The sequence below is a fragment of the Novosphingobium sp. BF6 genome, assembly GCF_058273105.1.
In genome coordinates, this window is the sequence record NZ_CM177775.1 from 1,225,200 (window position 1) to 1,250,726 (window position 25,527).

Annotated in this window: 14 protein-coding genes and 1 pseudogene; 12 read left to right on the forward strand and 3 right to left on the reverse strand. The window is 63.6% G+C overall.

What is annotated here, in order from left to right:
- Window positions 1–56 precede the first annotated feature (56 nt).
- The 6 genes from AC4D6D_RS06095 (at window position 57) to AC4D6D_RS06120 (ending at window position 17,393) form a co-directional block, all read left to right on the forward strand.
- On the forward strand, window positions 57–14,939 hold the full coding sequence (locus AC4D6D_RS06095; protein ID WP_491326915.1) for a PLxRFG domain-containing protein: 14,883 nt from the start codon (window positions 57–59) through the stop codon (window positions 14,937–14,939).
- 136 nt (window positions 14,940–15,075) lie between these two features.
- Window positions 15,076–15,666, forward strand: coding sequence for an N-acetylmuramidase family protein (locus AC4D6D_RS06100; protein WP_491326916.1), 591 nt, complete (start codon window positions 15,076–15,078; stop codon window positions 15,664–15,666).
- On the forward strand, window positions 15,666–16,016 hold the full coding sequence (locus tag AC4D6D_RS06105; RefSeq protein WP_491326917.1) for a hypothetical protein: 351 nt from the start codon (window positions 15,666–15,668) through the stop codon (window positions 16,014–16,016). The genes AC4D6D_RS06100 and AC4D6D_RS06105 overlap by 1 nt, the downstream gene beginning before the upstream one ends.
- Window positions 16,013–16,378 carry a hypothetical protein gene (locus AC4D6D_RS06110; RefSeq protein ID WP_491326918.1) on the forward strand — a complete coding sequence of 122 codons (366 nt, stop codon included), beginning with the start codon at window positions 16,013–16,015 and terminating at the stop codon, window positions 16,376–16,378. Before AC4D6D_RS06105 ends, AC4D6D_RS06110 begins: the two co-directional genes overlap by 4 nt.
- Window positions 16,375–16,962, forward strand: coding sequence for a lysis system i-spanin subunit Rz (locus AC4D6D_RS06115; RefSeq protein ID WP_491326919.1), 588 nt, complete (start codon window positions 16,375–16,377; stop codon window positions 16,960–16,962). The genes AC4D6D_RS06110 and AC4D6D_RS06115 overlap by 4 nt, the downstream gene beginning before the upstream one ends.
- A gap of 101 nt (window positions 16,963–17,063) precedes the next feature.
- Complete coding sequence (locus AC4D6D_RS06120; RefSeq protein ID WP_491326920.1) at window positions 17,064–17,393, forward strand: hypothetical protein; 330 nt, start codon at window positions 17,064–17,066, stop codon at window positions 17,391–17,393.
- 33 nt (window positions 17,394–17,426) lie between these two features.
- Here the strand turns inward: AC4D6D_RS06120 and AC4D6D_RS06125 are convergent, their stop codons facing one another.
- The 3 genes and pseudogenes from AC4D6D_RS06125 to AC4D6D_RS06135 form a co-directional block, all read right to left on the reverse strand.
- Window positions 17,427–18,683, reverse strand: a complete 1,257-nt coding sequence (locus AC4D6D_RS06125; protein ID WP_491326921.1) for a tyrosine-type recombinase/integrase — start codon at window positions 18,681–18,683, stop codon at window positions 17,427–17,429.
- A 4-nt stretch (window positions 18,684–18,687) separates the two neighbouring features.
- Entirely contained in the window at window positions 18,688–18,900 is a 213-nt protein-coding gene (locus tag AC4D6D_RS06130) for a hypothetical protein (protein WP_491327271.1), read from the reverse strand.
- Between the two features lie 196 nt (window positions 18,901–19,096).
- Window positions 19,097–19,690, reverse strand: a pseudogene (locus tag AC4D6D_RS06135) (JAB domain-containing protein); the annotation flags it as partial.
- A 41-nt stretch (window positions 19,691–19,731) separates the two neighbouring features.
- Here AC4D6D_RS06135 and AC4D6D_RS06140 point away from each other — a divergent pair.
- The 6 genes from AC4D6D_RS06140 (at window position 19,732) to AC4D6D_RS06165 (ending at window position 25,481) form a co-directional block, all read left to right on the forward strand.
- The gene (locus tag AC4D6D_RS06140; RefSeq protein WP_491326922.1) at window positions 19,732–22,965 is read left to right on the forward strand and encodes an intermembrane phospholipid transport protein YdbH family protein; all 3,234 of its coding nucleotides are present in this window, start codon (window positions 19,732–19,734) and stop codon (window positions 22,963–22,965) included.
- Between the two features lie 47 nt (window positions 22,966–23,012).
- Window positions 23,013–23,249, forward strand: a complete 237-nt coding sequence (locus AC4D6D_RS06145) for a YnbE family lipoprotein (protein ID WP_491326923.1) — start codon at window positions 23,013–23,015, stop codon at window positions 23,247–23,249.
- Window positions 23,249–23,644 carry a YdbL family probable chaperone protein gene (locus AC4D6D_RS06150; RefSeq protein WP_147219252.1) on the forward strand — a complete coding sequence of 132 codons (396 nt, stop codon included), beginning with the start codon at window positions 23,249–23,251 and terminating at the stop codon, window positions 23,642–23,644. The genes AC4D6D_RS06145 and AC4D6D_RS06150 overlap by 1 nt, the downstream gene beginning before the upstream one ends.
- A 412-nt stretch (window positions 23,645–24,056) precedes the next feature.
- Window positions 24,057–24,377 carry an AtpZ/AtpI family protein gene (locus AC4D6D_RS06155; protein WP_147219254.1) on the forward strand — a complete coding sequence of 107 codons (321 nt, stop codon included), beginning with the start codon at window positions 24,057–24,059 and terminating at the stop codon, window positions 24,375–24,377.
- 53 nt (window positions 24,378–24,430) lie between these two features.
- Window positions 24,431–25,216, forward strand: coding sequence for a F0F1 ATP synthase subunit A (locus AC4D6D_RS06160; protein ID WP_021233351.1), 786 nt, complete (start codon window positions 24,431–24,433; stop codon window positions 25,214–25,216).
- 40 nt (window positions 25,217–25,256) lie between these two features.
- Window positions 25,257–25,481, forward strand: a complete 225-nt coding sequence (locus AC4D6D_RS06165; protein ID WP_007013775.1) for a F0F1 ATP synthase subunit C — start codon at window positions 25,257–25,259, stop codon at window positions 25,479–25,481.
- Window positions 25,482–25,527: the final 46 nt, after the last annotated feature.

Here is a 25,527-nt window from a genome sequence, read left to right on the forward strand (position 1 = left end):
GTAACTCTCTCCAGTCTCCGCTTGAGACGGTTCTCTCTGAGACGCCGACCTACGGATTGCCTGCCGGTTTCGAGGAAGCCACTCGAAAAGCCGAACAGTCAGCCTTCACCAGCCCGGCAGCTTCTGCCGGTGCCGGTGGCGGCCGTCGCGGCACCGCGGATTATTCCAAGGGCGTGCCCTTCCAGTCGGAATTTGAAGCAGCCTCGCGCCGCTATGGCGTGCCCGTCAATGTGTTGATGGGCTTTGCCGAGCAGGAATCGAGCTTCAACCCCACCGCGCTTGGCTCGCCTACCGAGTGGGGCCGCGCGAAAGGCCTGATGCAGTACCTCGACAGCACCGCGTCAGCCATGGGCATCAACCCCTATGACCCGGCCCAGTCGATCGACGCCGCTGCCCGCCAGCTGCGCGACCGCCTGAGCAAGGGCTACTCCATGCAGGAAGCCGTTCAGGCACACTTCGGCGGCGACGATCGCCGCAAGTGGGGACCAAAGACCCTAGCCTATGGCCGTGAAGTGCTGGCCCGCGCCGATCGCTTCGGCGGTATCAAGGTGAATGCGGCCCCAACCGGCCAGCAGCAGCCGCTGCCGGGCGGTGACTATCCACCAGCCCAGAGCGCCATGGAGAACATGGGGCAGTCGGAGCTGCGTTCTAACGCCATTCGCCGCCAGCACGTCCTGAGCGAGCTGAACGCCGACGAGAAGGACCGCTACCGCCCGCTTTCCGCTGAAGAAATCCAGCAGATCCAGCAGGCACAGGCCGCCGGTAAGTCAGAGGTGAAATTCAACGGCAACCCGACCGCGATCCGCATCCCGGGCGTGGAAGGGCTGGCAGGTGCGCAGCCGCAGGCCAAGCAGCCGGAGAAGAAGAGCGAAAGCTGGTGGGATTGGGGCGTCAACGTCGCAACGGACGCCGGTACCGCGCTTTCGGCTGGTTTGAACACTGCCGCGATGGACGCCAAAGAGCTGGTGAGCCGCATCCCTGTAGTGGGCAAGCCGATCGTGAACGCGGCCGACCGCTTCGACCGCTGGAACACCGGCAAGAGCAGCGACCAGCTGTTCAAGGACTGGGAGCACGCCGACGAGAAGCGCTTCACCCCGTCCATGGTCGCCGCGCGCAAGAAGTCGTGGGTGGTTGAGCCGGGCGACGATCTGGGCGACGGCACCAAAGCCACCGGCTACAGCTTTGGCCCGGCATGGTCCGACCCGCGCGCGTACATGTCCGGCATCCTCGAAAGCCTGCCGGAAATGGCGATCACCATGGGCGGTTCCGGCCGTCTGGCGACAGCTGCCTACAAGGGCGCACTGCGCCGTGGCGCGACCCGCGAAGCAGCTGCCCGCGTTGCAGCCCGCACCGCTACCGTTGCCGGTGGCGTGCTGGAGGGTGGTTTGGGCGGCGCGGCATCGGCTCGCCAGATCCGCGAAGAAATCAACGGCATGACCAAGGAGCAGCTGAAGGACAGCCAAGCCCTTCAGGACATCATGCACGCTGACCCGTCCAAGACGTTCGAGCAGGCCCGTTCCGAGCTGGCCGAAAGCTCCGCATCCAAGGCCTTCGTGCTGGCGGGCGTGGGTACCGGCATGTTCGGTGGTATGGGCGACCGTGCCCTCGCGAAAATCATCACCAACGGCGCTGGCGGCCGTCTGAAATCAGCCCTTACCGGCGCGATCGGCGAAGGCCTGTTCGAGGAAGTTCCGCAGTCTGCCCTTCAGCAGATGGGCGAGAACTACGCCATGCAGGACGCGGACCCGAGCCGCCGCCTGATGCAGGGCGTTGCCAACCAAGCGGCTGGTGGTTTGGCCGTGGGCGGCCTCATGGGTGCAGGCATGGGCGCAGCTGCCCCGCATGTCCGCAACAGTGACGAAGCGGGGGAAGGTGCCCCGACTGACGAAGCGCCGCCTTCAAGCGGTCCAGACATTCCGACTGTCAATTTTGGTGATGACGGCCCGCCTCCGGGTTACGAGGGCGAGTGGGAGAACGGTAGCCCCATCATCGAGATCAAAAGCGGTTCAGACCGTCCCGCCCAGACCGGCGAACGGACCCCGGACGCGCCAGCCCCCTCCGGTCCTATGGGCCGCGCAATGCAGAGCGCAGCGCCGGAAACGGCTGTTGATACCGCTCATCCGGCCGACGTGGCCGACGCAGCCGCGCAGCAGTGGCTGGGCGCGCCGGGCGACATCGCCACCTTCAGCCCGGCCGAGGATCCGGAAAGCCACTACACCGTGACGATCGAACGCTATCAGGGCGGTGACGTCATGGCGCGTGGTGAAGACGGCTCGCTGATGCAGCTGGGCCGCGACGAGGTTGTGCCGCACTCAATCCAGAAGCCGGATCAGGCCTCAAATGAGGGAGCAAAACAGGAAGTAGCCCCGCAGGATGACCAACTTGCGCAGGTGCAGGACGCCATCGACCAGATGCCAGCCGCCAAGAAGGAAACCCCGGCACCGGCGCGCGCACCTGTTGTGCAGGAAGAGCGCCCGCAGGAGCGGACCCTTGCCGACCTGAGCGAGGAAGAGCTGCGCGGCCGCATGAAGTATCTGGCCCAGCAGGCTAAAAATAGCGGCTGGGATAAGCGTCTCACCCAAGAACGTCGCCGCGTGGAGGCGGCAATCAATGCCAAGGTCAACGAACGTGAAAATGCCACCGGCGCAGGCCTCGAACAGCCAGCTTCTGAAGTTCCTGTTACGGGCGAAGCTGATCAGCAACGACCAGTACATAGCAGCGTGGAAGGCACTGAACGCGCTGAAGCGGAACCCGCAGACGCAGCTGCCGGACGAACTGACGGACGTGTGGGAGAAGATGCACCTGCTACGCAGGCCGGTCCTGTCAACGATGCTGCACTGACCGGCGCGGACAACAAGCCCAAGTGGTTCACCACGGCCGAGAAGGCCGAAGGCCATATCGCCAAGAAGAAACTGACCGGATACCGCGTCCAGCAGGTTGGCCCGCAGCGCTTCGAGATCCACCGCGAAGCCGCCGCAGAGCAAACCCCTGTGCAGCGCCAGGCCGAGCAGCAGGAAACTCCGGCCGGTGACGTTGGCCAAGCACCAAAAGCAGCGAAAAAATCTACCACGCCATTCGCGAACCGCTCGCGCAAGCTGGTGGGCGCTGAAGGCTCTACCGTGTCGCCATCCGGTGACGTGGGCTATGCCAAGGGCGGCGAGCAGTACCGCATCACCCAGATCGAGAAGAACGGCACCGTTCATCTTGAGAACGTCGCCACCGGCGGCGGTACCTCGATCACCCGCGCCGAAATGGAAAGCGGCCGCAGCCGTAACCTGAGCTGGAACACTCCGGAGGCCGCGCCGTCTTCTGTTGCCCCGAGTGTTGCTGAAACAACAACGCCAGCGGCGCCAGCGCAACAGTCTGGCCGTGATTGGCAGCGCTTCGACGATGAGAGCGGCACGCTGTTGGTTCCGCGCGAGCAGATGCCGCAGATTAAGGGCGAGCACCGTGGCGCGATGGTCAACTTCCTGAACGCGCGCGGCATCGAGCACGAGGAAATGACCGTCAACCCGGACACCCTCAAGCCGACGCAGGCCGACTACTCACAGGCCAAGGTAGCCGCAGCCGTCGAGCGCAACAGCGACCGCGCGATCCTCGTGGCCGACGACGGCCAGATTATTGACGGCCATCATCAGTGGCTGGCGAAGAAGGAGCTGGGCGAGCCGATCCGCGTCATCCACCTGAAAGCGCCGGTGCTCGATGTGCTTCAGGCGGCGCACGACTTCCCAAGCTCCACGGTCGATACCACCAGCGCGACAGAACCGGCCAAAACCGAGATAGAAGCGCCAAAAGTTGCACCAAAAGCGCAAGAAACTGCACCGGAAGCCGCGAAAACCGAACCACAGCGCGACGAAGCCGTGCAGGCGAAGGATTCCGAGCGCTTTGCCGAGAACAAGCTGTTCACCACCGATCGCGTGGCGGCAGCGCGTGCCCGCATGAAGAAGAAGTTCGGCCAGCTCAACAGCGGCATGGACCCGGAAATGCTGATCGACGGCATGACCATCGCAGGCGCGTACATCGAGAGCGGTATGCGCAAGTTCTCCGACTACGCGAAAGCCATGGTCGAGGACTTCGGCGGCGGCGTGAAGCCTTACCTCCTCTCCTTCTGGGAAGGTGCGCGTAACTACCCGGGCCTCGAAACCGAGGGCATGACCAGCGTTGCCGACAGCGCGGCCGAGCACAAAGCCCTGCTGGCACCGGCAGACACCCAGACCCCGGAAGTTGGCGAAGTGGCGAAGGCTCCAGCCAAGCGCACCCGCAAGACCGGCAAAGCGGCCGACATGGCGCTGACCGATGATTGGGGCGTCGATCACATCGACGGCTACGGCGAATCCACCAGCGGCCGCGAAACCGGCAGCGATCTGAAAGACGCCTTCCTGAAGGAAACCCGCCAGTACCTGAATGCGGTAGCGGACGCGCTGGAGAACACCGGCTTTACCCCGACCAAGAACGCCAAGGGCAAGTTCGTGGGCGCGGTGAACGTGAACGCGGGCGGCGATGCTGTCTCCGGTGACGTCTCGCTGGCGATGGATGGCCCGAACGGCCACGGCGTTTACGTCACGATCGGCGGTAGCTCGCTGCGCGGCGCGGTGCCGACCACCATCAGCGGCGTGGGCATCATGTACCGTGCGACCACCGCGCAGGATCGCACCGGCGCGCGCAACACGAACCAGTGGGCACCGGTCCACATGTCGGCAACCGACCTTGCCAACATGGTGCGCGAGCACGTCGAGCAGGTTGCCGAGCGCGATACCGCTTATGCCGAGCAGACTGCCCGCAACGAAGAACGCCGCCGCATGGCGGATCAGGCTCGCAATACCGGCGGCCTCGATGATATGGTTTCGCAATTCGACAGTGAGGTAACACCGAATGAATCTCGACAACTGGGTGAGCCAAGCCAAGGCGCACTGGAAGGAGCACCAGCCGACAGCGTACAGCCAGCTTCAGGCCAGCGGGCAGCTGAACAAGGCACTGAGGGACGCGGCGGAAACGACGCACGAGGAAATGACGCAGCTGGAAGAAGCGGGCCTGAGCAATCAGGAAGCGTGGGAAATGGTGCGCGAGAGGTACCTGTTTCCGCCGGAGGAAGCCGGACTGCCGGACAGCGAGCCGATGGAGAGCGGGCGCGCGATGCAGGAAACGATGCAGATCCTCAACCAGCAGGACGAGGACGAGCTGACCGCCTGAAGCCTGCCGCCGGTACCCCGGCACAGGAACGCGCCGCTGCGCTCTTCACGATCGACCCGGAGAGCATCGGCAAGGGCGGCGCTAAGACCAAGTACCGCAACAACGTCGCGGCGATCCGCCTCCTGAAGGATCTGGAAACCTCCGGACGACAGGCGACCGCCGCAGAGCAGCAAACCCTTTCGCAGTACGTCGGCTGGGGCGGCATTCCGCAGGCCTTCATGCGCGACGACAAGACCAGCTCGAAGGGCTGGGAGAAGGAAGCCGCCGAGCTGCGCGAGCTTCTGACCGATGCCGAGTACGACGCGGCCAGCGCCTCCACCCGTAACGCCCATTACACCAGCCCGCAGATCGTCGCGGGCATGTGGAAGGCTATGGAGCGTCTGGGCTTCAAGGGCGGCCGCCTGCTGGAGCCATCCGTGGGCGTGGGCAACTTCTTCGGCCTGATGCCGCAGGGCGTGCGCAGCGCGTCCCAGCTGCATGGCGTCGAGCTGGACCACATCACGTCCGGCATTGCTGCCCAGCTCTACCCGGAGGCGAAGATCGCCCGCATGGGCTATCAGGAATACACCATTCCAGATGGCTACTTTGACGCGGCGATCGGCAACCCGCCGTTCGGCTCCGAAAAGCTCTATGACGGCAAGCGCAAAGACCTGTCCGGCTTCTCCATTCACAACTACTTCTTTGCCCGTACCGTGGACGCGCTGCGCCCGGGCGGCATCATGCCGATGGTTGTCACGAACCGCTTCCTCGATGGGGCCAACGACAAAGCCCGCCAGTACATCGCAGACCGCGCCGATCTGGTGGGAGCTATCCGCCTGCCTAATGACGCCTTCGCGGCCAACGCCGGTACCGAGGTAACGACGGACATCATTATCCTGCGCAAGCGCGCGCCGGGCGAAGCCTCCAACGGCGTGAAATGGCTCGAAACCAGCGATTTCAAGGACGCGCAGGGCAACACCGTGCCGCTGAACGAGTATTTCCACGGCAACCCGGACAATATGCTGGGCGAGTTCGGCGCGTTCGGCACCATGTACCGCAAGGGAGATACGGCGCTGGTGGCCCGCGACGGCCAGAACACCCAGCAGCTGCTTGATGCAGCAATCGCCCGCCTGCCGGAGAACATCATGTCACCGGCCGTCGAGCTGAAGCCGGAAACCCGGGAGACGGTGAAGGCAGAGCACGCCCGCGTAGGCTCCATGTTCATCGACGCCGAGGGCCGCGTAATGCTGCGCGGTGAGGACGTCATGGGCGAGCGCACCGGCGAGGCTGTGAACTTCCCGAGCGTGAAAGCACAGGAGCGCGTCACCGGCATGATCCGCGTGCGTGATGCCCTGTCACGTCTGCGCCAGTCGCAGCTCTCCAACACCGCCACCGATGCCGCGATCGAGCAGGCCCGCAGCGCCCTGAACAAGGTCTATGACAAGTTCACTGCCGCCCATGGCCCGCTTAACCTCGACGTCAACAAGCGCCTGTTCCGCGACGATCCGACGTGGCCGCAGATTTCCGCGCTTGAAGACGGTTTCGACCGTGGCATTTCCCCGGCCGTCGCCAAGAAAACCGGCGAAGAGGCCCGCAAGCCATCGGCCAAGAAGGCGGCCATCTTCTCCAAGCGCACCCAGCAGCCTTACGCGCCGGTGACGTCTGCCAGCACCGCGAAAGACGCGCTGGTAGCATCGCTGGCCGAGCGCGGCCGCGTGGATATGGACCTCATGCGCGACCTGTACGGCAAGACCGAACAGGCCATCACCGGCGAGCTGGGCGATCTGCTATTCAACGCCCCGGGCAGCGGCTGGCAGACCCGCGAAGAGTACCTGTCCGGCAACGTGAAGAAGAAACTGGCGCAGGCCCGCGCGGCCGCCCAGACCGATCCCGCGTTTGCCCGCAACGTCGAAGCGCTGGAGGCTGTGCAGCCGAAGGACATCGAGGCGGTGGACATCAACGTGAAGCCCGGCTCCGCGTGGGTACCGGCCGACACCATGCAGGCGTTCGCCAACCACATCACCGAAGGCACCGGCGCGAAGGCGTTCTTCAACAAGCTCACCGCGCGTTGGTCCTTCCCGGGCCTGACCGCCAGCAGCTCCGCGACCGCCCGTTACGGCACCGGCCGCATGGGCGTTGGTGCGATCCTCGAAGCCGCTGCCGCACAGAAGGCCGTGCAGGTTTACGACCAGCATCAGGACGGCTCTCGCACGCTGAACGAGACGGAAACCCAGCTCGCCAACGACAAGGCCAATCTGGTTAAGCAGGAGTGGGACCGCTGGATCTGGGGCGACGACGCGCGCCGCCAGAGCCTGTCCCGCCTCTACAACGACCAGTTCAACACCGACGTGCCGCGCGAGTTCGACGGCGCACACCTGACCTTCCCGGGCAAGGTGAGCGACGACATCGTGCGTCTGCGCCCGCACCAGAGCAATTTCGTCTGGCGCGTAGTGCAGGGCGGTACCTCGCTGGCCGACCACGTTGTTGGTGCCGGTAAGACCTTCTCGCTGGTGGCCTCCATCATGGAGCTGCGCCGTCTGGGCCTCGCCCGCAAGCCGGTGCTGACCGTGCCGAACCACCTTGTCGGCCAGTGGGCCGCCGACTTCCTGAAGCTCTACCCGGGCGCCAACGTGCTGGCCGCCTCCAAGGCTGACTTCGAGAAGGGCAAGCGCCAGCGCCTGTTTGCCCGCATCGCCACCGGCGATTGGGACGTGGTGATCGTCGCGCACTCATCGTTCGGCAAGGTCCAGATGGACCCGCATCTGGAAGCCGACTTCATCAAGGAGGAAATTCGCGACCTGACCGACTCGATCCAGCAGATTGAGCAGGCCGAGGGCAAGCGCACCCGCAACGTGAAGCAGGCGCAGGACCGCAAAACCCGTCTCGAAGAGAAGCTGAAAAAGCTCATCGACGCGGAGCGCAAGGACAACAGCCTCTATTGGTCCGAGCTGGGCATTGATGCGCTGGCCGTGGACGAGTTCCACGAGTTCAAGAACCTCGCATTCACCACCGGCATGAGGAACGTCGCTGGCCTTGGCAACCCGACTGGGAGCCAGAAGGCCATGGATATGTACATGAAGATCCGCCACGTCCTGAGCGTGACCGGCGGGCGCAACGTCATCACGGCCACCGGTACGCCAATCAGCAACACCATGGCTGAGATGTACACCATGCAGCGCTACATGGATTACGACACCCTCAAGGATCAGGGCTTGTCGCACTTCGATGCGTGGGCGCGCATGTTCGGGGAGGTAGTGACCGATTGGGAGCTGTCCCCGTCCGGCCAGTACAAGATGAACAGCCGCTTCGCGAAGTTCGTCAACATGCCGGAGCTGATGCAGCGCTACACCTCGTTTGCGGACGTCGTGAACCGCGACGACATCAACCGTATGTTGGCCGCGCAGGGCAAACGCCTGCCGGTGCCGAAACTGGCCGGTGGCAAGCCGCAGAACGTCGTGGTGCCGCGCTCGAACGAACAGGCCGAGTACATCGGGGAGCCGACCACCGACGCGAACGGCATGGAGGTTTACCCGGAAGGCTCGCTCGTGTGGCGCGCCGAGAACCTGCCGAAGAAGCCCGAGAAGGGCGCGGACAACATGCTCAAAATCATGTCGGACGCCCGTAAGGCAGCGCTGGATATGCGTCTCATCGACCCGAGCTACCCGGACAACCCGGATAGCAAGGTCAACCACGCGGCTGGCCGCATCAAGGCTATCTATGACGAGTGGCACGCCGATCGCGGCACGCAGCTGGTGTTTATCGACCTCTCCACGCCTAAGGGCGCGAAGGCGGCCGAGAGCGCCCGTATTCGTGACATCATCGCCCGTTCCGAGAGCGACGACGTTGCGGTGGCCGAAGCCGCGCAGAGCGAGCTGGATAAGCTGTCTCCGGATGAGCTGCTGGCGCTCGATGGCGATTTCTCGGTTTACGATGACCTGAAGCAGAAGCTGATCGACCGTGGCATTCCGGAGGCCGAGATTGCCTTCATCCACGACGCCAACACCGAGCTTCAGAAAGAAGAGCTGTTCGGCAAGGTCCGCACCGGCCGCACCCGCGTCCTGTTCGGCTCCACCGCGAAGATGGGCGCAGGCATGAACGTGCAGAACAGGCTGGTGGCTCTCCACCACCTCGACGCGCCGTGGCGTCCGTCCGACCTCGAACAGCGCGAGGGCCGTATCATTCGACAGGGCAACGAGCTGTACGACCGCGACCCGGACAACTTCGAGGTGCGCGTGAACCGCTACGCCACGAAGCAGACTCTCGATAGCCGCATGTGGCAGACCATCGAGAGCAAGGCGAACTTCATCGAGCAGGTGCGCAAGGGCAACACCGGCACCCGCGAGATCGAGGACATCGGCGGCGAAGCGGCCAACGCGGCAGAAATGAAGGCGGCCAGCTCCGGCAACCCGCTCATTCTGGAAGAAATGACCCTGCGCCAGAAGGTGAGAACGCTGGAAAACGAGCGAGTCGCACACGACCGCGACCAGTTCCGGATCCGCGACCGCATCGGCATGGAAGAGGGCAACGTGCGCACCATCGAGCGCCACTTGCGCGAGCTGCGCGAGGACGCCGCGCGCGAGCTGCCTGCCAAATTCGCCGTAGAGATTGGCGGCCAGACCTTCGACAAACGCGCTGATGCCGGTGAGGCCATTCTGGCCGTTGCCGCGAACATGGAACGCGAAGGCATCAACGACCAGCCGATCGGCAACTATGGCGGCTTCAGCCTGCACCTTGACCGCGTATCGGCCGAGCGCTTCATTCTGTCCGCGAACGGCGCTGGCAGCTATGAGACGAAGCTGGAGCTGGGCAACGACGCCCAAGGCCTCGCCACCCGTCTGGCAAATTCGGTTCGCGACCTCGACGCCGCGATCGAGAAGATGGAGACGGCCAAGGCGACCGCCCAGAAGGCTATCCCGGCCCTGAAAGAGCAGGTGAAGGCATGGTCGAAGGTCGAGCAGCTGGAGGACACCGCACGCCGCCACGGCGAGGTGATCGAGCAGCTGAAGCCGAAGAAGCAAACGGCTGACCAGAGTGTTGCTGAAAACGCATCAGGCAAGCCAGAACAGCAATACAACGATCTGACCGAGGAAACCGGCGGCGAGTTCGCGGCCGCGTTCCTCAACGAGCTGGCCGCTCATGACGATCTGTTCCAGTACCCGCGCTCTACGGCATATACCCTGCAAGGCGTGCTGGATGAAATCGCCCCGGGCGCGAAAGCCGGTCCGTTCATGGAGATCCTGAACGATGACACGGCAGAGCCGACCGGACAGAGCATGGCCTATGTCAACGTAGAGGGTGGAGCGCGCGCCAAGATTTTCCGCGAGGAAAAGCAAATCTGGCTTGATGTTTCCGACTTGAAGGAAGGGCAACGCGGCGCAGCGATCTATCAGGCCGTGGCGGACTACGCTTATAACCACCACCTGACCTTCATTGGCGACCCGGAAGGCCTGACCGACGTGGCAGCTCGCCGCCGTACCGAGGCTATGCTTTCGTCTGCACTGAAGCACGGCACGACCCGCCACCTTGCGCCTCATGAAAAGCAGCTGAAGGGCGTTCCAGCCGAAGGCATCCCACCTTTGAAGTGGATCGAGGGCAACGACTTGGGTAACATCGTGAGCCTGATTGAAACCTCAATCGCCAATATCATTAGCCAGACGCCGAGGATTGAACGTGCTCGCTACGATTTCAGAACAAGAACCTTCCGAAACGGTGAAGGCCAGCCCATTTCTGATGCAATGTTTGCAAGCTGGGCTTCCCATCCAAGAGCTAGAGCGGCGCGTGCTGGGAGCACAACGCTTAAAAGAGCGGTATTGCTCAATACCCTTTTACGCACGGAAAGCGGAGCGCGACCCGGATTATTGGCACAAGTTCTTCACGAGTGGCGTCAACCTCTAAACGCCTCTCTCGTAGACACGTTCTACGACTGGACGAACGACCAACCTTACCAACGCCTCCCACAAGGCAACCGCATCCAGCTGGCCGCGCGTCTGCGCAAGCTGGAGCAAATGCACGCCCTTGGGCAGATCACCCCAGAAGAGTACAGCCAGCGCGTCGGTGACATTGCCGACTGGCTGGAAGGCCGCACCATGGAGAACGCTGCAAAGCGTGCCTTCGCGGAGCGCCAGCGCGGCACCGACCTTGTACTGGAACGCCTGCACCGTGCCCGCCGTCGTGGCGAGCTTTCTGAGCACGCCGCCGACATCGCGATCTGGGCGCTGAACCAGAACCCGCAGCTGGCCGACGAGCTGGGTATCTCGATCCGCGAGAAGGGCGGAAGCCGCTACGACCGCGCCGAGCGTATCGCTCACCTGATGTCGGGCAACATGCGCGACACCACGCCTATCCATGAAATCCTTCACCACACCGAACGCATGATGCCGCCGGAAGTGCAGGAGGGGATCGCGGCCGAGTACAACAAGGCTTGGAAGCGCGCCTATGACAAGGCTTCTCCGGAGCTGCGCGCCGCCCTCGATGCTATGCGCCTTGCCGCGTTTGGCGATCGTGCGGCCCGCGAAGCGACCATGAAGAACTTCGCCAACGGCACGCTGGATTACCACCAGCACTATCAGCTGACCAACGCATCGGAATACTGGGCAGTGAACGCCGCCGAAATCATGGCCTCGCGTTTCGTGGCAAGCCAAGGCGGCTGGATCGCCCGCGCTCGCCAGTGGTTGCGTGAGTTCGCCCAGAAGGCGCGCGGCTGGTTCGGCCTGTCTTCCAACGCTGCTGTGATTCGCGGATTGCAGGCTGTGACCAACGGCGACGGCACGTTCCAGAGCCGTGACATGCTGGGCATTCACCCGACCGCCGATCGGCCGGCCGATTTGAACGACTATGCCGACATGCCGAAACACGACAGCGGAATGCCGCCTCGTCCTAACATTCCAACGCCAAAAATGGACCGCGAGAAGATCCGCAGCTGGTGGGATGGCTTCAAGGATGCAGTGAAGAACGCCCCGAGCGACCTCACCACGCAGGCGATGCAGAAGGGCTTGGGTGCCTTGCCTATGCGGCCGCTCATCACCGAGCTGGGCAAGAACATGCCAGCCGCGCTGGATTACATGCGCCTGAAGCAGAGCATGGATGCCATGCGTTCAGACTGGCACGCCAAGACCGATAAGGTCGCGCAGAGCTGGCTGAAGTACCGCGTGCGCCATCCGATCGAGAACAGCGAGCTGATGGACCTCATGCACGAATCTACCCGCGCGCAGGTTGATCCGTCCGAGCGCTTCGCCCCGCTGATGTCCGACCGCGACCGCGACGCCCTGCGCGTGGCCGCGTCCGGCAGCGACAAGGAAAACCAGCTGCTGAAGAAAGCGGCCAGCGATAAGAAGCGCCGCGAGGCCTACCGTTCGCTGGAGGCACGCTTCAAAAAGCTCTCTCCGCAGGCGCAGGAAATCTTCACGCAGGTTCGAGACAGCTACACCTCCATGGCCGACGCCTACGAGGCCGTTCTCATGCAGAACATGGAAAAGGCCATCAACGTGCGCATCACGAAGGCCGAACGCGACCACAAGCACGAGATGGAGCGGATCCGAGACGAAGCGCTGGAAGGCGAAGAGCTGGAACAGGCCGTGAAGGAGGCCAACCGCGCGCTGCGCGCTGCCAAGACCAAGATTGCTTGGAACCGCAAAGCCCGCATCACGCAGCTGCGCCAGCAGTTCGAGACGGAACGCCTTGCCGGGCCGTATTTCCCGCTGGCTCGCTTCGGCAATCTGTTCGTGACCGTGCGCGAGAAGGAAACCGGCCATGTTGTGTCGTTCTCCCGCTTCGAGCACGCCCGCGACCAGCGCCGCTTCACCAAGCTGATGCAGGCCAAGCCGGAGTACGACGTGGAGATCGGCGCGCTGGACGACACCGCAGCCGTCCGCAAAGCTATCGATCCGAACTTTGTGGCCGACGTTGAAGACATCCTTCAAGACCTCCCGGGCGCCGAGAAGGCCAAGGATGAGGTGTGGCAGCGCTACCTTGAGAGCCTGCCGGATATGTCCGTGCGTAAAAACCGCATTCACCGTCTGGGCCGTGACGGCTTCGACGCTGACGCCCTGCGCGCGTTCGGCTCCGGCATGTTCCACGGCTCGCACCAGCTGGCCCGTCTGGCTCACTCCTTCGATATGCAGGAGGCTATCGAGCAGGCCCGCGAGGAAGCCCGCTATGCAGGCGATCCGACCCGTGACGCGCTGGTGGTGAACGAAATGGCGAAGCGCCACGAGTTCGTAATGAACCCGACCGGCGGCCCGATCTCGCAGACCGTCACGCAGGCGGCCTTCGTCTACGCGCTGGCCGGTTCACCTAAGGCGGCTGTCATGAACCTGTTCCAAACCGCGATCATGGGCGTGCCGATGCTGGCGGCCTACGACGGTGCGCGCCTGAACAGCTTCGCCCGCGCCGCTACGGAGCTGAACAAGGCGCTGCTGGACTTCACGCGCGGCGGTGGCTTCGCGGAGCGCTCCAAGGGGCTGACCCCGGACGAGCAGGCGGCCATGAAGCAGGGCTACAACATCGGGATTATCGACCGTACCCAGTCACACGATCTGGCGGGCATCGGTGAAACCGGCGTTGAGTACAAGCCGTTCCGCACCAAGGTGATGAACGTCCTTGGCTGGGGCTTCCATCACTCCGAACGCCTCAACCGCGAAGTGACCTATCTGGCGGCCTACCGCATGGCCCGCAAGAAGGGGGAGGGCCACCAGCAGGCAATCAACACCGCTGGCGATCTGACGTGGAAGACGCACTTCGACTATCAGAACACCTCGCGCCCGCGCTGGATGCACGGCGACGTCGCCAAGGCGGTGCTGGTGTTCCGTAACTTCCAAGTGAACATGCTCTATCGCCTGTTCCGCGACACCCATCAGGCTATCCATGCTGACGGGCCGCAGGCCAAGCGTGAGGCGCTGACGCAGCTGGCTGGCGTCACCGGCATGATGATGCTGAATGCTGGCGTGACCGGCACTTGGCTGTTCGGGCTGGCGATCATGATGGCCGGGCTATTCACCGACGACGGCGACGATCCGGAAGTGGAGCTGAAGAAGGCCATGGTGGGCGCGCTGGGGCCAATGATGGGCGGTATCATCCTCGACGGCGTTCCGGGCTACGCGACCGGCACCAGCCTGTCTGGTTCGGTAGGTATGCCGGATCTGTGGTGGCGCTCTTCCGGCCGCGAGCTGGAAGGCAAGGACGAGTACCAATACTGGCTCATGCAGACGCTGGGCGCTGCCCCGTCGATGCTGGAAACGGTAGTGCGCGGCTATGGCTTGGTGAAAGAGGGCCAGACCTATCGCGGCATCGAGACGATGATGCCGAAGATGATCAAAGACCCGATGCGTGCGATTCGCTTCAACAACGAAGGCGCGACCAACCTGCGCGGCGACAAGGTGGCCGACGTGGATTGGAAGGACATCACCAAGCAGGCGCTGGGCTTCACCCCGGCGCGGCTGGCCGAGCAGTACGCCATCAACAACGCCAACTACAACAAACAGCAGCACATCACCGGCGAGCGCAAAAAGCTCATCGACCGCTACTGGAAGGCTGGCGAGAAGGGCGACGACGCGGCGCAGGACACCTTGCTGGATGAAATCGACGCCTTCAACGACAAGTACCCGGAACAGGTCATCAACGGCCGCAGCCTCACCAACTCCGCTAAGGTCCGTGGCAAGAACGCGGATCAGGCCACCGGTGGGATGCGCTACAACAGCAAGCTCCGGGATCGCCTGTTGGAGGAGCAAGCGCCGTCGATTTACGGCAGCGAGAACGAGGACGAGGAGGAGTAAGCCCGAACCCTGAGATAAAGCCCTGCTTCGGCGGGGCTTTTCTTTGGCTGCGCGTTGTTAAAATGAAAACTACGGGCCTATAATCGCAACAAATCAATACGGCGCATGACGTGCCACCAACACAAGGTGAGCACTCATGTCTCAAACTCTGTCCGAACAGGACTTCATCAAAGCCGCGACCGAGCTGAACGCGCCGCTATCCGCCGTAAAGGCTGTGGCGACCGTGGAGAGCAACGGGAACGGCTTTCTCTCCGGCGGCCGCCCTAAGGTCCAGTACGAACCGCACGTCATGTTCGAGCGCCTTACCAAGGCATTCGGCAGCGCCCGCGCCGAGGCCGAGCTGGGCAAGCATCCCGACCTCGTTGCCCGGGCGGCTGGCAGCTATCAGAGCCTCGAAAAAGAGAACGCCGACATGGAGCGCGCCGGGAAGGTCATAGACCGCACCTGCGCCCTTGAAGCGGCCAGCTGGGGCGCATTTCAGATCATGGGCTACCACTGGGTGACGTGTGGCTTCGCCTCGCTTCAGGCCTTCATCAACGCCCAGTACACCGCGCAAGGCCAGCTCGATACGTTCGTGCGCTTCATCAAGGCTGACGCGCGCCTGCTGAACGCCCTTCGCCGCAAAGAGTGGGCCACCTTCGCCCGGATCTACAACGGCAAGGGCTACGCCAAGAACAAGTACGACACCAAGATGGCTGATGCTGATCGCCACTTCCGGGGGGCGTAATGGATGACATGACCCCTCCGGGCGGCCTGTGGGCTGGCCTTGGCGTTGCCATCACCGGCCTTGTGGGCGGTGCCTTCTGGCTCATTCAAAAGATTTCCAGCGGTTCGGTCGATCGTGCAGGCGACCGGGCTGAAGTCAACATTATCGCGGTGCTTCAGGGAGAGCGGGACAAGTGGCAAGAGCTTTACACGACGTCCGAAGCAGAGAAGCGCCAATATTTTCAGCAACTCATGGAAGCCAGCTCGCAGGTTAGCTTACTGACGGAAAAAGTTTCCGGACTGACCGAGCAAGTAGAGGCGCTGAAAAGTGAGATTGAGCGCCTTAAACTCGCGCTGGAGACTAACCGATGACCCACCACAAAACAGGAAAATCATGCCCGGCACCTAAATCACCATGGAAGCAATGGGGGACGTGGGGGCTGTTGAGCTTCCTCGTTCTATCTGGGGGCATCGGCGGTGCCTCCATTACTCAATACGTCGTTTCGAAGGACGCCCACGAGCAAATCGCGGCGGTGAAAGCCGCCTACGATGAGGCGGGAAAAACCCGCCTTCAGGCTCTTTCCCTGTGCCTGCGCCAGACCACCGGCGCGGCCAATGCCGCAGCCAGCGCCGCGACCGATGCGGCCAACAAGGCTGAAGCCGCCCAGCAATCCGCCGACAAGGCCGCCGCAGCCGTCACCGGCCAGCCCACCAGCACGGACCTACCGCAATGAACCCAATCACCGCCCTTGTGCCCATGAAAGCCAAATTACAGGCCGCGATCGTCGCTGCCGTTCTGCTGGTGGCCGTTGGAGCCGGTGCCGGTGTGACGTGGTGGATCCTCTCTATCACCCACGGCCGCGACGTCGCCCAGCTCAAGCAGAGCCATGCCGACGATCGCGCGCAGTGGGAGGCCGACAAGGCCGCCATATCCAAGCAGGCGCAACAGGACACCGCCGCCGCTATCAACCGCATGAAGGCCGCACAGGATGCGCTGGCGCTTCTCGATGCAACCACATCGAAGGAACTGGCCGATGCCGAACGTGAAAACAATGATCTGCGCACTGCTGTTGCCGCTGGCGATAAGCGGGTGCGCATCCTCGCGGCGAACCTCGCCACAGCCCAGCTTACAGCCCGTCAGCGCGCCTCAGGCGGAAGTGGGAGCGCCAGCGGCGTGGGCGATGGAGCCGCACTCGAACTCTCTGCCGCTGCTGGACAGCGTGTTCTCGATCTCCGCGCCGGAATCATCCGCGACCAAGCCAAAATAGATTACCTGCAAGGCTACGTCCGCGACGTGGTGAAGCAGTGCAAGCGATAGTTTAGCCTTTACGCCGCCTGTCCCCTCGTTACTCCGGGGGCGACAGGTGAAGCGTTCGAAGGTGGGCAATGATTTCTCTAATTTTCATGTCTCTTGCGTCGATGGATGCGAACGTCGTTTCGTTCCGGCACGACTATGCCCTCGTCGGCTGGCGTCAGTGCATCGTGCTTGCAGCTGAAGAGCTGAAGGAGAACCCGGAGCTGAAAGACATGGACGAAGGCGTGCTCGAACTCGCCAAAGCGCGGTGCGAGAATATGGCGGCCGACTACCGCAACACGGTGCCCGATTACCTCATGCTTTTTGGGCGTAAGAAAGGGCTGAACCGGTCAGCACAAGAAGCGCTGGCTAAGACGATGCTCCCCGAATACGTGAGCAAGATGGAGCAATCCCTCACGCTCACCGGCGAGGCAGGGCCGATACCGCAGGACTAACAAAAAGCCCCGGAGCATCCCCCGGGGCTTTTTTTATGCGGCCGCCACAACCTTCAGCCGGGCTTTGCGGTGCTTATCGAGCACGCCTCGAATGAACTTGTCCCATATGTCCATCGCCTCGCGCTTCTCCGGCATATAGCTGTACCGGTCATAGTGCCGCGAGCTGACGTCCTGCCGGGTGTGGTTCTGAAGCCGGTCCCTGATTTCCTGCGTCAGGCCAGCTTTGCCTCCCAGCGTCTTCCACGTCCGTCGCATATCGCGGTTCGTCACCAGCGGGATCTGGCCGCGCTCGCGCTGGCGCCAGAGGAAGGCGTAGAGGGTAGCGTGAGACACAGGGCGCTCCGGATCCTTCTGCATCGGGAAGAACCAGCCGTGCTCGTTCGGCTCCAGACTGGATAGCAGCTCGTAGGCCAAGCTGGGGAGGGGGATGCAGTGCGGCTTGCCGTTCTTCGTCTTGCTCCAGTCGATGAGCTTTTCCTTGCGGTCGAACTGGTCCTTATGGAGCGAGCTGATCTCCTGCACGCGCTGGCCGGTGAGCATCAGGAGCTTGATGGCGTTGAGATAGGGCTGGTAGCAAATCGCGTCCGGCTGCTGGAGCCAGAACCAGAGCTTTGCGTATTCCGGTTCGCGCAGCCAGCGCGTGCCCACGACCTTCGGTTCGGTGGGGATCGAGGCGGCCGGGTTGTGAACGAGCTTGAACCGGCGCGGGCTGGCCGAGCGGTAATCCAGCTCCGACTTTAGCCCCCACTGGAACGCCGAGCGAATGTAGCTCCGGACGTGATCGGCCATGGAGTTGGCACCGCGCTCGAAGATTGGCCGGATGACGTTCAGCACGTCCTCTGGCTCGATGTCCCGGGCAAGGCGGTTGCGGCCCAGCTCGTCGGTGATTTTATCCAGACCCTTCTTGGCCTCGACGTAGCTCATTTTCTTCTGGGCGCGCAGGTGCTCGATATAGCCGTCGAACAGGTCGCCCACGGTGCCCGGCCGCGTGTCGCCCTGCACCTTGATCGATGCGCCCTTGTTGATGGCGCTGGAGTAGTCGCGTTCGAAGATTTCGCGGGCGGCCGCTAGGCCAAGGTGCGGGTAGTCGCCCATCTTGGAGAGGGTGCGCTTGTTCTCCCTCCACTGCTGCGCATACCAGACCGCCGTGACGCGGGACGGCATGGGCTTGAGGATGAGCACGAGGCGGCCAACGCCCCGGCCTTCACCGTCTGCCAGCGAGGCCTGCTTGCGGCTCTTTTCCACCCTCTTGATGGCGTTGCGGATCTGTCCGTCAGTGAGTGCGGGCATCGGCTCAAGCCTCCGTTTTCACAACGGCCGGTGCCGAAAGGACAACACTCGCGGCAAACAAAAGCGGCGCACGATCGAGTGTTCCGGATGCCCCGGCGAGGGTGCTGGTGCGGCTGGCCGTCGCGCTGCTGGCGATCGAGCTGGTGGAGGTTGCCGCCGGTGCGGCTGGTGCGCCGGTGGTGGCGCGGGTGCTGTCCCAGATGGGTGCGGCTGTCATTGTCGCAGTCTCCAAATTCGCGAAATCGTTGGTGGCGGTTAGCTGGTGCCGAAAGATAGCTAACTGGTGCCGGTAGTGGTGCCGGTATGCCCGACATGGCGGTTTTATTGATCGGATACCGCCACCAGTCAATAGGCCTAAAAAACAACGGGAAACAGCGGGTTTGAGCGTGAATGAACGTGAACGAAAATATGGTGCTAGGGTGATTGTGGACGAGAATCAGGGCGGTGGCGCCGATGTCGAGCGCGCGGCGAATCACTTCGCGCGGATGGATCGCGGCTTCGTCGATGGAGCCGTCGCCGACGAGTTCGTCGAGGATCAGCATGTTCTTGGCATTGAGATAGAGCACCCGCACCCGCTCGCGCGTGAGGTGAGCCATGTCGATCGTCAGGTAGTCGATCAGCGCCTGCCAGGAACCGATCACCGGCGCCTCGCGCACTTTCTGGCGGGCAAGGCGGGTGGCGGCGACGGTCACGACTTTCAGCGCGGCCACGGTGGCCTCGCCCATGCCGGGGTGGCCCTCCAGGGTGCGCGGATCGGCCTGGAACACGCCGGCCAGCGAGCCGAAGCGCTGGATCAGGCTGCGGGCCAGCGGCTTCATGTCGCGGCGGGGAACCGCCTGCATCAGCAGGAGTTCGATGACCTCGTGATCCCCCAGCGCTTCCGCCCCGCCGTCCAGCAGACGCTTGCGCAGCCTCGTCCTATGCCCGCTAGGGTCATTTCCTGCATCGCCCCGCACATCCGGAGCCGCATCGGCAGGTTCATCGAAGAGACTGTTGCGGTCGGGCATAACGTGCGCAGACAATTGCCTTTCCCGAGCGGCGAGCGCAAGTGAAGGACCGAATGCCGCAGGAGCATGACGAACCTACCGCATCGGCGGATCTATCGCTGCCGCGCCGCAAGCGCAGGCGGGCGATTGCGCTCGCCCTGCTCACGAGTGCGGCTCTCGGGCTGGGCGCCGTGTGGTTCCTGCGCGAGGATATCGCCGAGAACCTGATTTCGGGCGAACTGGCGAAGCTGGGCCTTCCGGCGACTTACGAGATCGAGGAAGTGGGACCGACCGAGCAGGTGGTCCGCAACCTCGTGATCGGCGATCCGAAGCATCCGGACCTCACGATTGCCGAGCTGCGCGTCGCCACGCGTCTCAACTGGGGCTGGCCGGGAATCGGGCGGATCACGGTGATTCGCCCGCGCCTGTTCGGTTCGCTTCATGGCGGCAAGTTCAGTCTCGGCTCGCTCGACAAGCTGATGGAGCCTAGCGGCGAGACCAAGGACTATGCGCTGCCCGATTACGATGTCTCCGTTGTCGACGGGCGGGCGCTGATCGAGAGCGACTATGGCCGGATCGCCGCGAAACTGGGGGGCGAGGGCGGCCTGCGCGGAGGCTTCAAGGGCGAACTCGCTGCGCTGTCGCCGCGTCTGGCGGTCGGAGGCTGCGAGGCGGGACGGACGACGCTTTACGGCAAGCTGCGCGTGTCCGACGGCAGGCCGCGCTTCACCGGCGCGTTGCGGCTGGCCGGTCTCGCCTGTCCGCAGCAATCGCTGAAACTCGCGCAGAGTGGCGCGCAGCTCGACGTCACGCTGGACCGCCTGCTGGACGGTGCCGAAGGCAAGCTCGGCCTCGATGCTGGTGCGGGTTCGTTCGCGGCGAATCGCCTCTCGGGCCTGACCGGATCGGGGCGCTTTACGTTCCGCAAGGCCGCGCTGAATGCGCAGTTCGAAGCCAAGGCGCGCGGGCTGGCCACGCCGCAGGCCCGGCTGGCCGAACTCGGGTTCGACGGGCGGATGCGGGCGAGCGCCGGTTTCGCCCATTTCGATCTCGACGGCGATGTGACGGGCCGGGACCTCGCACTGGGCGAATCGGTGAACGCGCTGCTCGCAGGCGCCGAGAAGTCCGGCGAGGGCACGCTGGCAGCACCGATCCTGCGACAGGTCCGCACGGCGCTCGCTCGCGAGACGCGCGGCAGCAGGCTCGACGCCAGCCTCGTCTTGCGGCGCGAGGACGGGCGTATGAGCCTTGTCCTGCCGCGTGGGCACTTGCGCGGCGGCAGCGGCTCCTCGCTGCTCGACCTGTCGAAAGTGCAGGCGGTGTTCGGCGCGCGCCGTCCGGTCGTCACCGGCAACTTCGCCAGCGGTGGGCGGGGTTTGCCGAACGTGACCGGCCGCATGGAGAGCGACGCGCGTGGGCGTCTCGCGCTCCAAATCGAGATGGCGGAGTATCGCGCGGGCGATTCGCGCCTCGCCGTGCCTCGTTTCGCGCTGACCCAGACTCCCGACGGCGCTATGCATTTCACCGGCGAGACGCGGCTTTCCGGCGCGCTGCCGGGCGGTTCGGCGCAGAACCTGGTGCTGCCCGTCGATGGCCGCTGGAGCGCCGACGGCACGCTTGCGGTTTGGCCGAATTGCACGAAGATCGGCTTCGACCGTCTCGCTTTTGCCAATCTCACGCTCGACCGGCGGACGTTGCAGGTCTGCCCGGCACCGGCGCAGGCGATCCTGCGCAGTCGGGGGCAGGGCTTCGATATCGCGGCGGGCGTTCCCGCGCTCGACGTGTCGGGACGGCTGGGTGAGACGCCGATTCGCATCGCCAGCGGTCCGCTCGGCTATGCCCAGCTGGCGGGCAGGCCCGGCGCACTGACTGCCAAGGCCATCGACGTCAGCCTCGGCCCGCAGGAGGCGCCGTCGCGGTTCCGGCTCGCCACGCTCGACGCACAAGTGGGCAAGGATATCGGCGGGGCCTTCGACGAAGCCGACATTGCGCTGGCCGCGGTGCCGCTCGATCTCAAGCAGACGGCCGGAAATTGGCGCTATTCCGGCGGTGTGCTGAGCATCGACCAGGCGCGCTTCACCCTCGTCGATCGCCAGCCAGTGCCGCGTTTCCAGCCGCTGGTCGCCCGTGACGGCACGCTGCGGCTTGAAAACAACGTGATCACCGCGCAGGCCGTGATGCGCGAGCCGAAGAGCGACCGCGAGGTGGTTCGCACCGATATCGTCCATGATCTCGGCAATGCGAGCGGCCATGCCGATCTTGCCGTGTCGGGAATCACCTTCGACAAGGACCTGCAGGCCGAAGCGCTGTCGCCGCTGCTGCTGGGCATCGTCTCGAACCTCCAAGGGGAGGTTCACGGCGGCGGGCGAATCGACTGGAACGAAAAGGGCGTGACCAGCAAGGGGCGTTTCGCCACCGATGCTCTTGATTTCGCGGCCCCCTTCGGCCCGGTGAAGGGACTGACCGGGGAAGTCGTGTTCACCGATTTGCTCGGCCTCGTGACCGCGCCCGACCAGAAACTGAAGATCGCCTCGATCAATCCCGGTATCGAGGTGAACGACGGCGAACTCTCGTTCCAGATGGAGCCGGGCTTCCTGCTGCGCCTCAACGGCGCAAGTTGGCCGTTCATGGCGGGCACGCTCACGCTCGATCCGGCGACCATGCGAATCGGCGTGGCCGAGACGCGGCACTACAAGCTCAACGTAAAGGGGCTGGATGCCGCAACGTTCGTGCAGCACCTCGAACTCACCAATATCAGCGCCAGCGGCGTGTTCGACGGCGAAGTGCCGATGGTCTTCGACGAGCAGGGCGGGCGCATCGTCGACGGCTACCTCGCCTCGCGCGATCCGGGCGGCAGCGTCAGCTATCTCGGCGCGCTGACATACAAGGATCTCTCGGCGATGGGCAATTTTGCCTTCGGTGCGCTGAAATCGCTCCAATACAAGCACATGGAGATCGGTCTCGGCGGTTCGCTGGCAGGCGACATCTTCACGCGGCTGAGCTTCGACGGGCTGAGCCAGGGCGAGACGGCGCAGCGCAACTTCCTTACCCGCCAGATCGCCAAGCTGCCGATCCGCTTCATCGTCAAGATCAAGGCGCCGTTCTTCAGCCTGTTCGGCTCGATGCGCTCGCTTTACGATCCCACTTACGTCACCGACCCGCGCACCCTTGGGATCCAGAACGGCACGCCTTTCGTAGTGCCGCCCTCATCTTCGCCCCTACCTTTGCTGGCGCCCGACTCGGTTCGTCCCGCGCCAGCCACCATTCAGCCTCCAGTCAGCGAGAATAACCCATGAAGGCCCTGGAATTGACCGGAAGCGTTCCGGCTGCGACAAGCCCGGCCATGATGAGCCAGGCACAATACGACCCGCAGCGGAAGGGTTTCCGGTTCGGTGGGCGCGCCGTTTGCGCCGCGATGCTGGTGCTGGGTTTCGGATCGGCGCTGGGGGGCTGCGTGAACGTATCCGCTCCGGACAAGCCGATCGTTATCGAACTCAACATCAACATCAGGCAGGAAGTGATCTATCGGCTCTCCCAGGACGCGGAGAACACGATCAAGGAAAACGAAGGCGTATTCTGATGAGCAAGATCCGTTTGAACAGCTTCGTGACCCTTTGCGGTGCAGCCGCCCTGGCGTTTGGCGCCGGAAGCGCCGCACTGGCGCAGGAAGGCCGCGACCCGGCCTATGCCGCCGCGCGCGCCGCAGGGCAGGTCGGCGAGCAGAAGGACGGCTATCTGGGCGTGATCGGCAACGCTTCCGCCGACGTCCGCGCCATGGTCCGCGATCTCAACAACAAGCGCCGCGCCATCTATACCGAGAAGGCCGCGGGCAAGAGCACGATCGAGGAATATGCCTTCGCCACGGCCTGCCGCCTGATCGCGCAGACCCAGCCGGGCGAAAAGTACCAGGCGACCGACGGTTCGTGGAAGGTTCGCGGCGCCGGAGCGCCCGATCGCGATGCGCGCTGCCCCTGAGGGCCGGGCTTCCCGGATTCGTCGATTTCCGGGGAGCGATAAATGCACGATAACAAAAAAGAGCGGTCGGGATTTCCGGCCGCTCTTTTTTGTATGGCAAATGCCTGACGCGCGGATGACCGGAAACCGACTAAGTCCTCTGCGGCTTGACGTCGAAGGCGGGGGGAGGCGACAGGGCTGCGCCTTGCGGCGATTTTTTCTTCGCCATCGTCCTTGCGGTATTGTCCGAGCATTACCATTTCCGAGACCTGTTCGGGACTTGGGCACACGGCGCGGCGTGTGAACAACTGTTGCCGCGCGTGTCCCCTCATGGTTGACTCGGGAAGGACCCCACCCTAAGGGGTCGGCGCCCTCGGCGGGCAGCCGTTGAACGCGTCATTACGTTCCTATTCGATTGAGGAGGAGCCGGGACATGAACGACGAGCCGTCCGCACGGGACCCTGTCGGCGAGGATGCGCGCCTCGATTCGCTGGACGATCGGCTGAAAGCCCTTCGCGAGCGGGAAGCGCAGCGTCAGAAGCCGGTCGCGGGTGCGGAAACCGACGATGCCTATCGTGCCGGTAACCGCGTCCTGGCCGACTTGCTCGGTGGGGTTGCCGGTGGTCTGTTCCTTGGCTGGGTGATCGATCACTTTGCTGGAACATCGCCCTGGGGTCTGATGGTGATGATGTTCGCAGGAATATTCGTCGCCTTCAGGAACATTATCAGGAATTCGAACCGGCGCCCGGATTGACCCGAAAGGGATGAGCAGGGGCGCTGTCGTTCATTGGCGACAGGGATATTCGCGTGGCAGCCGAAGCGAAGGTCGATCCGATGCACCAGTTCAGCATCCAGCCGTTGTTCGGCTCGGAAGGCTGGAGCATCGCCGGTTACAACATCGCCTTCACCAACAGCACGCTGTGGATGGCGATCGCCGCCGTGACGCTGGCGTTCTTCGTTGCCGGCGGCATGAAGCGCCAGCTCGTGCCCGGCCGCTGGCAGATGGCCGTCGAAAGCTTCACCGGCTTCATCGACGGAATGCTGGCCGCCAACGTCGGCCCCGGCGGCAAGAAGTACGTTCCGTACATCTTCTCGCTGTTCATGTTCATTCTTTTCGCGAACTTCCTCGGCCTGCTGCCGCTGGGTGTGATCGGCCTCCATGCCTTCACCTTCACCAGCCACTTCTCGGCCACGGGCGTTCTGGCGGTGCTGTCCTTCGCGATCGTCCTGATCGTCGGTTTCGCGAAGCACAAGCTGCACTTCTTCTCGCTGTTCGTGCCGCACGGCACTCCGGTGATCATGATCCCGCTGATCTTCTGCGTGGAACTGATCTCGTTCCTGGTGCGCCCGTTCAGCCTCGGCCTGCGTCTTTTCGTCGCGATGATGGCCGGTCACGTTCTTCTTGAGGTTCTTTCGAGCTTCGTCATCAGTTCCGGCAATGCCGGCATCGGCCTCTTCGCCATCGCCGGTCTGCCCAGCTTCATCCTGATGGTCGGCATCTGCGCTCTCGAGCTGCTGGTTGCAGGCATCCAGGCCTACGTTTTCGCACTTCTCACTTGCGTCTATCTGAACGACGCAGAGAACCTTCACTGATTTTCAGTCTCACTCGAGTTTTCCAAAGGGAGTTTTTGAAATGGACGCAGAAGCTGCAAAGCTGCTTGGTGCCGGTCTCGCTGCTATCGGTTGCGGCCTCGCCTCGATCGGCGTGGGTAGCGTTTTCGCCAAGTTCCTCGAAGGCGCGCTGCGCAATCCGGGCGCCGCTGACGCCCAGCAGGGCCGCCTCTTCATCGGCTTCGCCGGCGCCGAACTTCTCGGCCTGCTGTCGTTCGTCGTTGCCGCGCTGCTGATCTTCGCCTGATCGCGCGCACTGATCCCCTCCGGCTGCCCGAACCCTTTGGTTGGGC

Coding starts and splice junctions, on each gene's coding strand:
- AC4D6D_RS06120 (WP_491326920.1), top strand. CDS start 17,064: ATGGATGCGAACGTCGTTTCGTTCCGGCACGACTATGCCCTCGTCGGC.
- AC4D6D_RS06100 (WP_491326916.1), top strand. CDS start 15,076: ATGTCTCAAACTCTGTCCGAACAGGACTTCATCAAAGCCGCGACCGAG.
- AC4D6D_RS06145 (WP_491326923.1), top strand. CDS start 23,013: ATGATGAGCCAGGCACAATACGACCCGCAGCGGAAGGGTTTCCGGTTC.
- AC4D6D_RS06125 (WP_491326921.1), bottom strand. CDS start 18,683: ATGCCCGCACTCACTGACGGACAGATCCGCAACGCCATCAAGAGGGTG.
- AC4D6D_RS06130 (WP_491327271.1), bottom strand. CDS start 18,900: ATGACAGCCGCACCCATCTGGGACAGCACCCGCGCCACCACCGGCGCA.
- AC4D6D_RS06165 (WP_007013775.1), top strand. CDS start 25,257: ATGGACGCAGAAGCTGCAAAGCTGCTTGGTGCCGGTCTCGCTGCTATC.
- AC4D6D_RS06110 (WP_491326918.1), top strand. CDS start 16,013: ATGACCCACCACAAAACAGGAAAATCATGCCCGGCACCTAAATCACCA.
- AC4D6D_RS06150 (WP_147219252.1), top strand. CDS start 23,249: ATGAGCAAGATCCGTTTGAACAGCTTCGTGACCCTTTGCGGTGCAGCC.
- AC4D6D_RS06155 (WP_147219254.1), top strand. CDS start 24,057: ATGAACGACGAGCCGTCCGCACGGGACCCTGTCGGCGAGGATGCGCGC.
- AC4D6D_RS06105 (WP_491326917.1), top strand. CDS start 15,666: ATGGATGACATGACCCCTCCGGGCGGCCTGTGGGCTGGCCTTGGCGTT.
- AC4D6D_RS06115 (WP_491326919.1), top strand. CDS start 16,375: ATGAACCCAATCACCGCCCTTGTGCCCATGAAAGCCAAATTACAGGCC.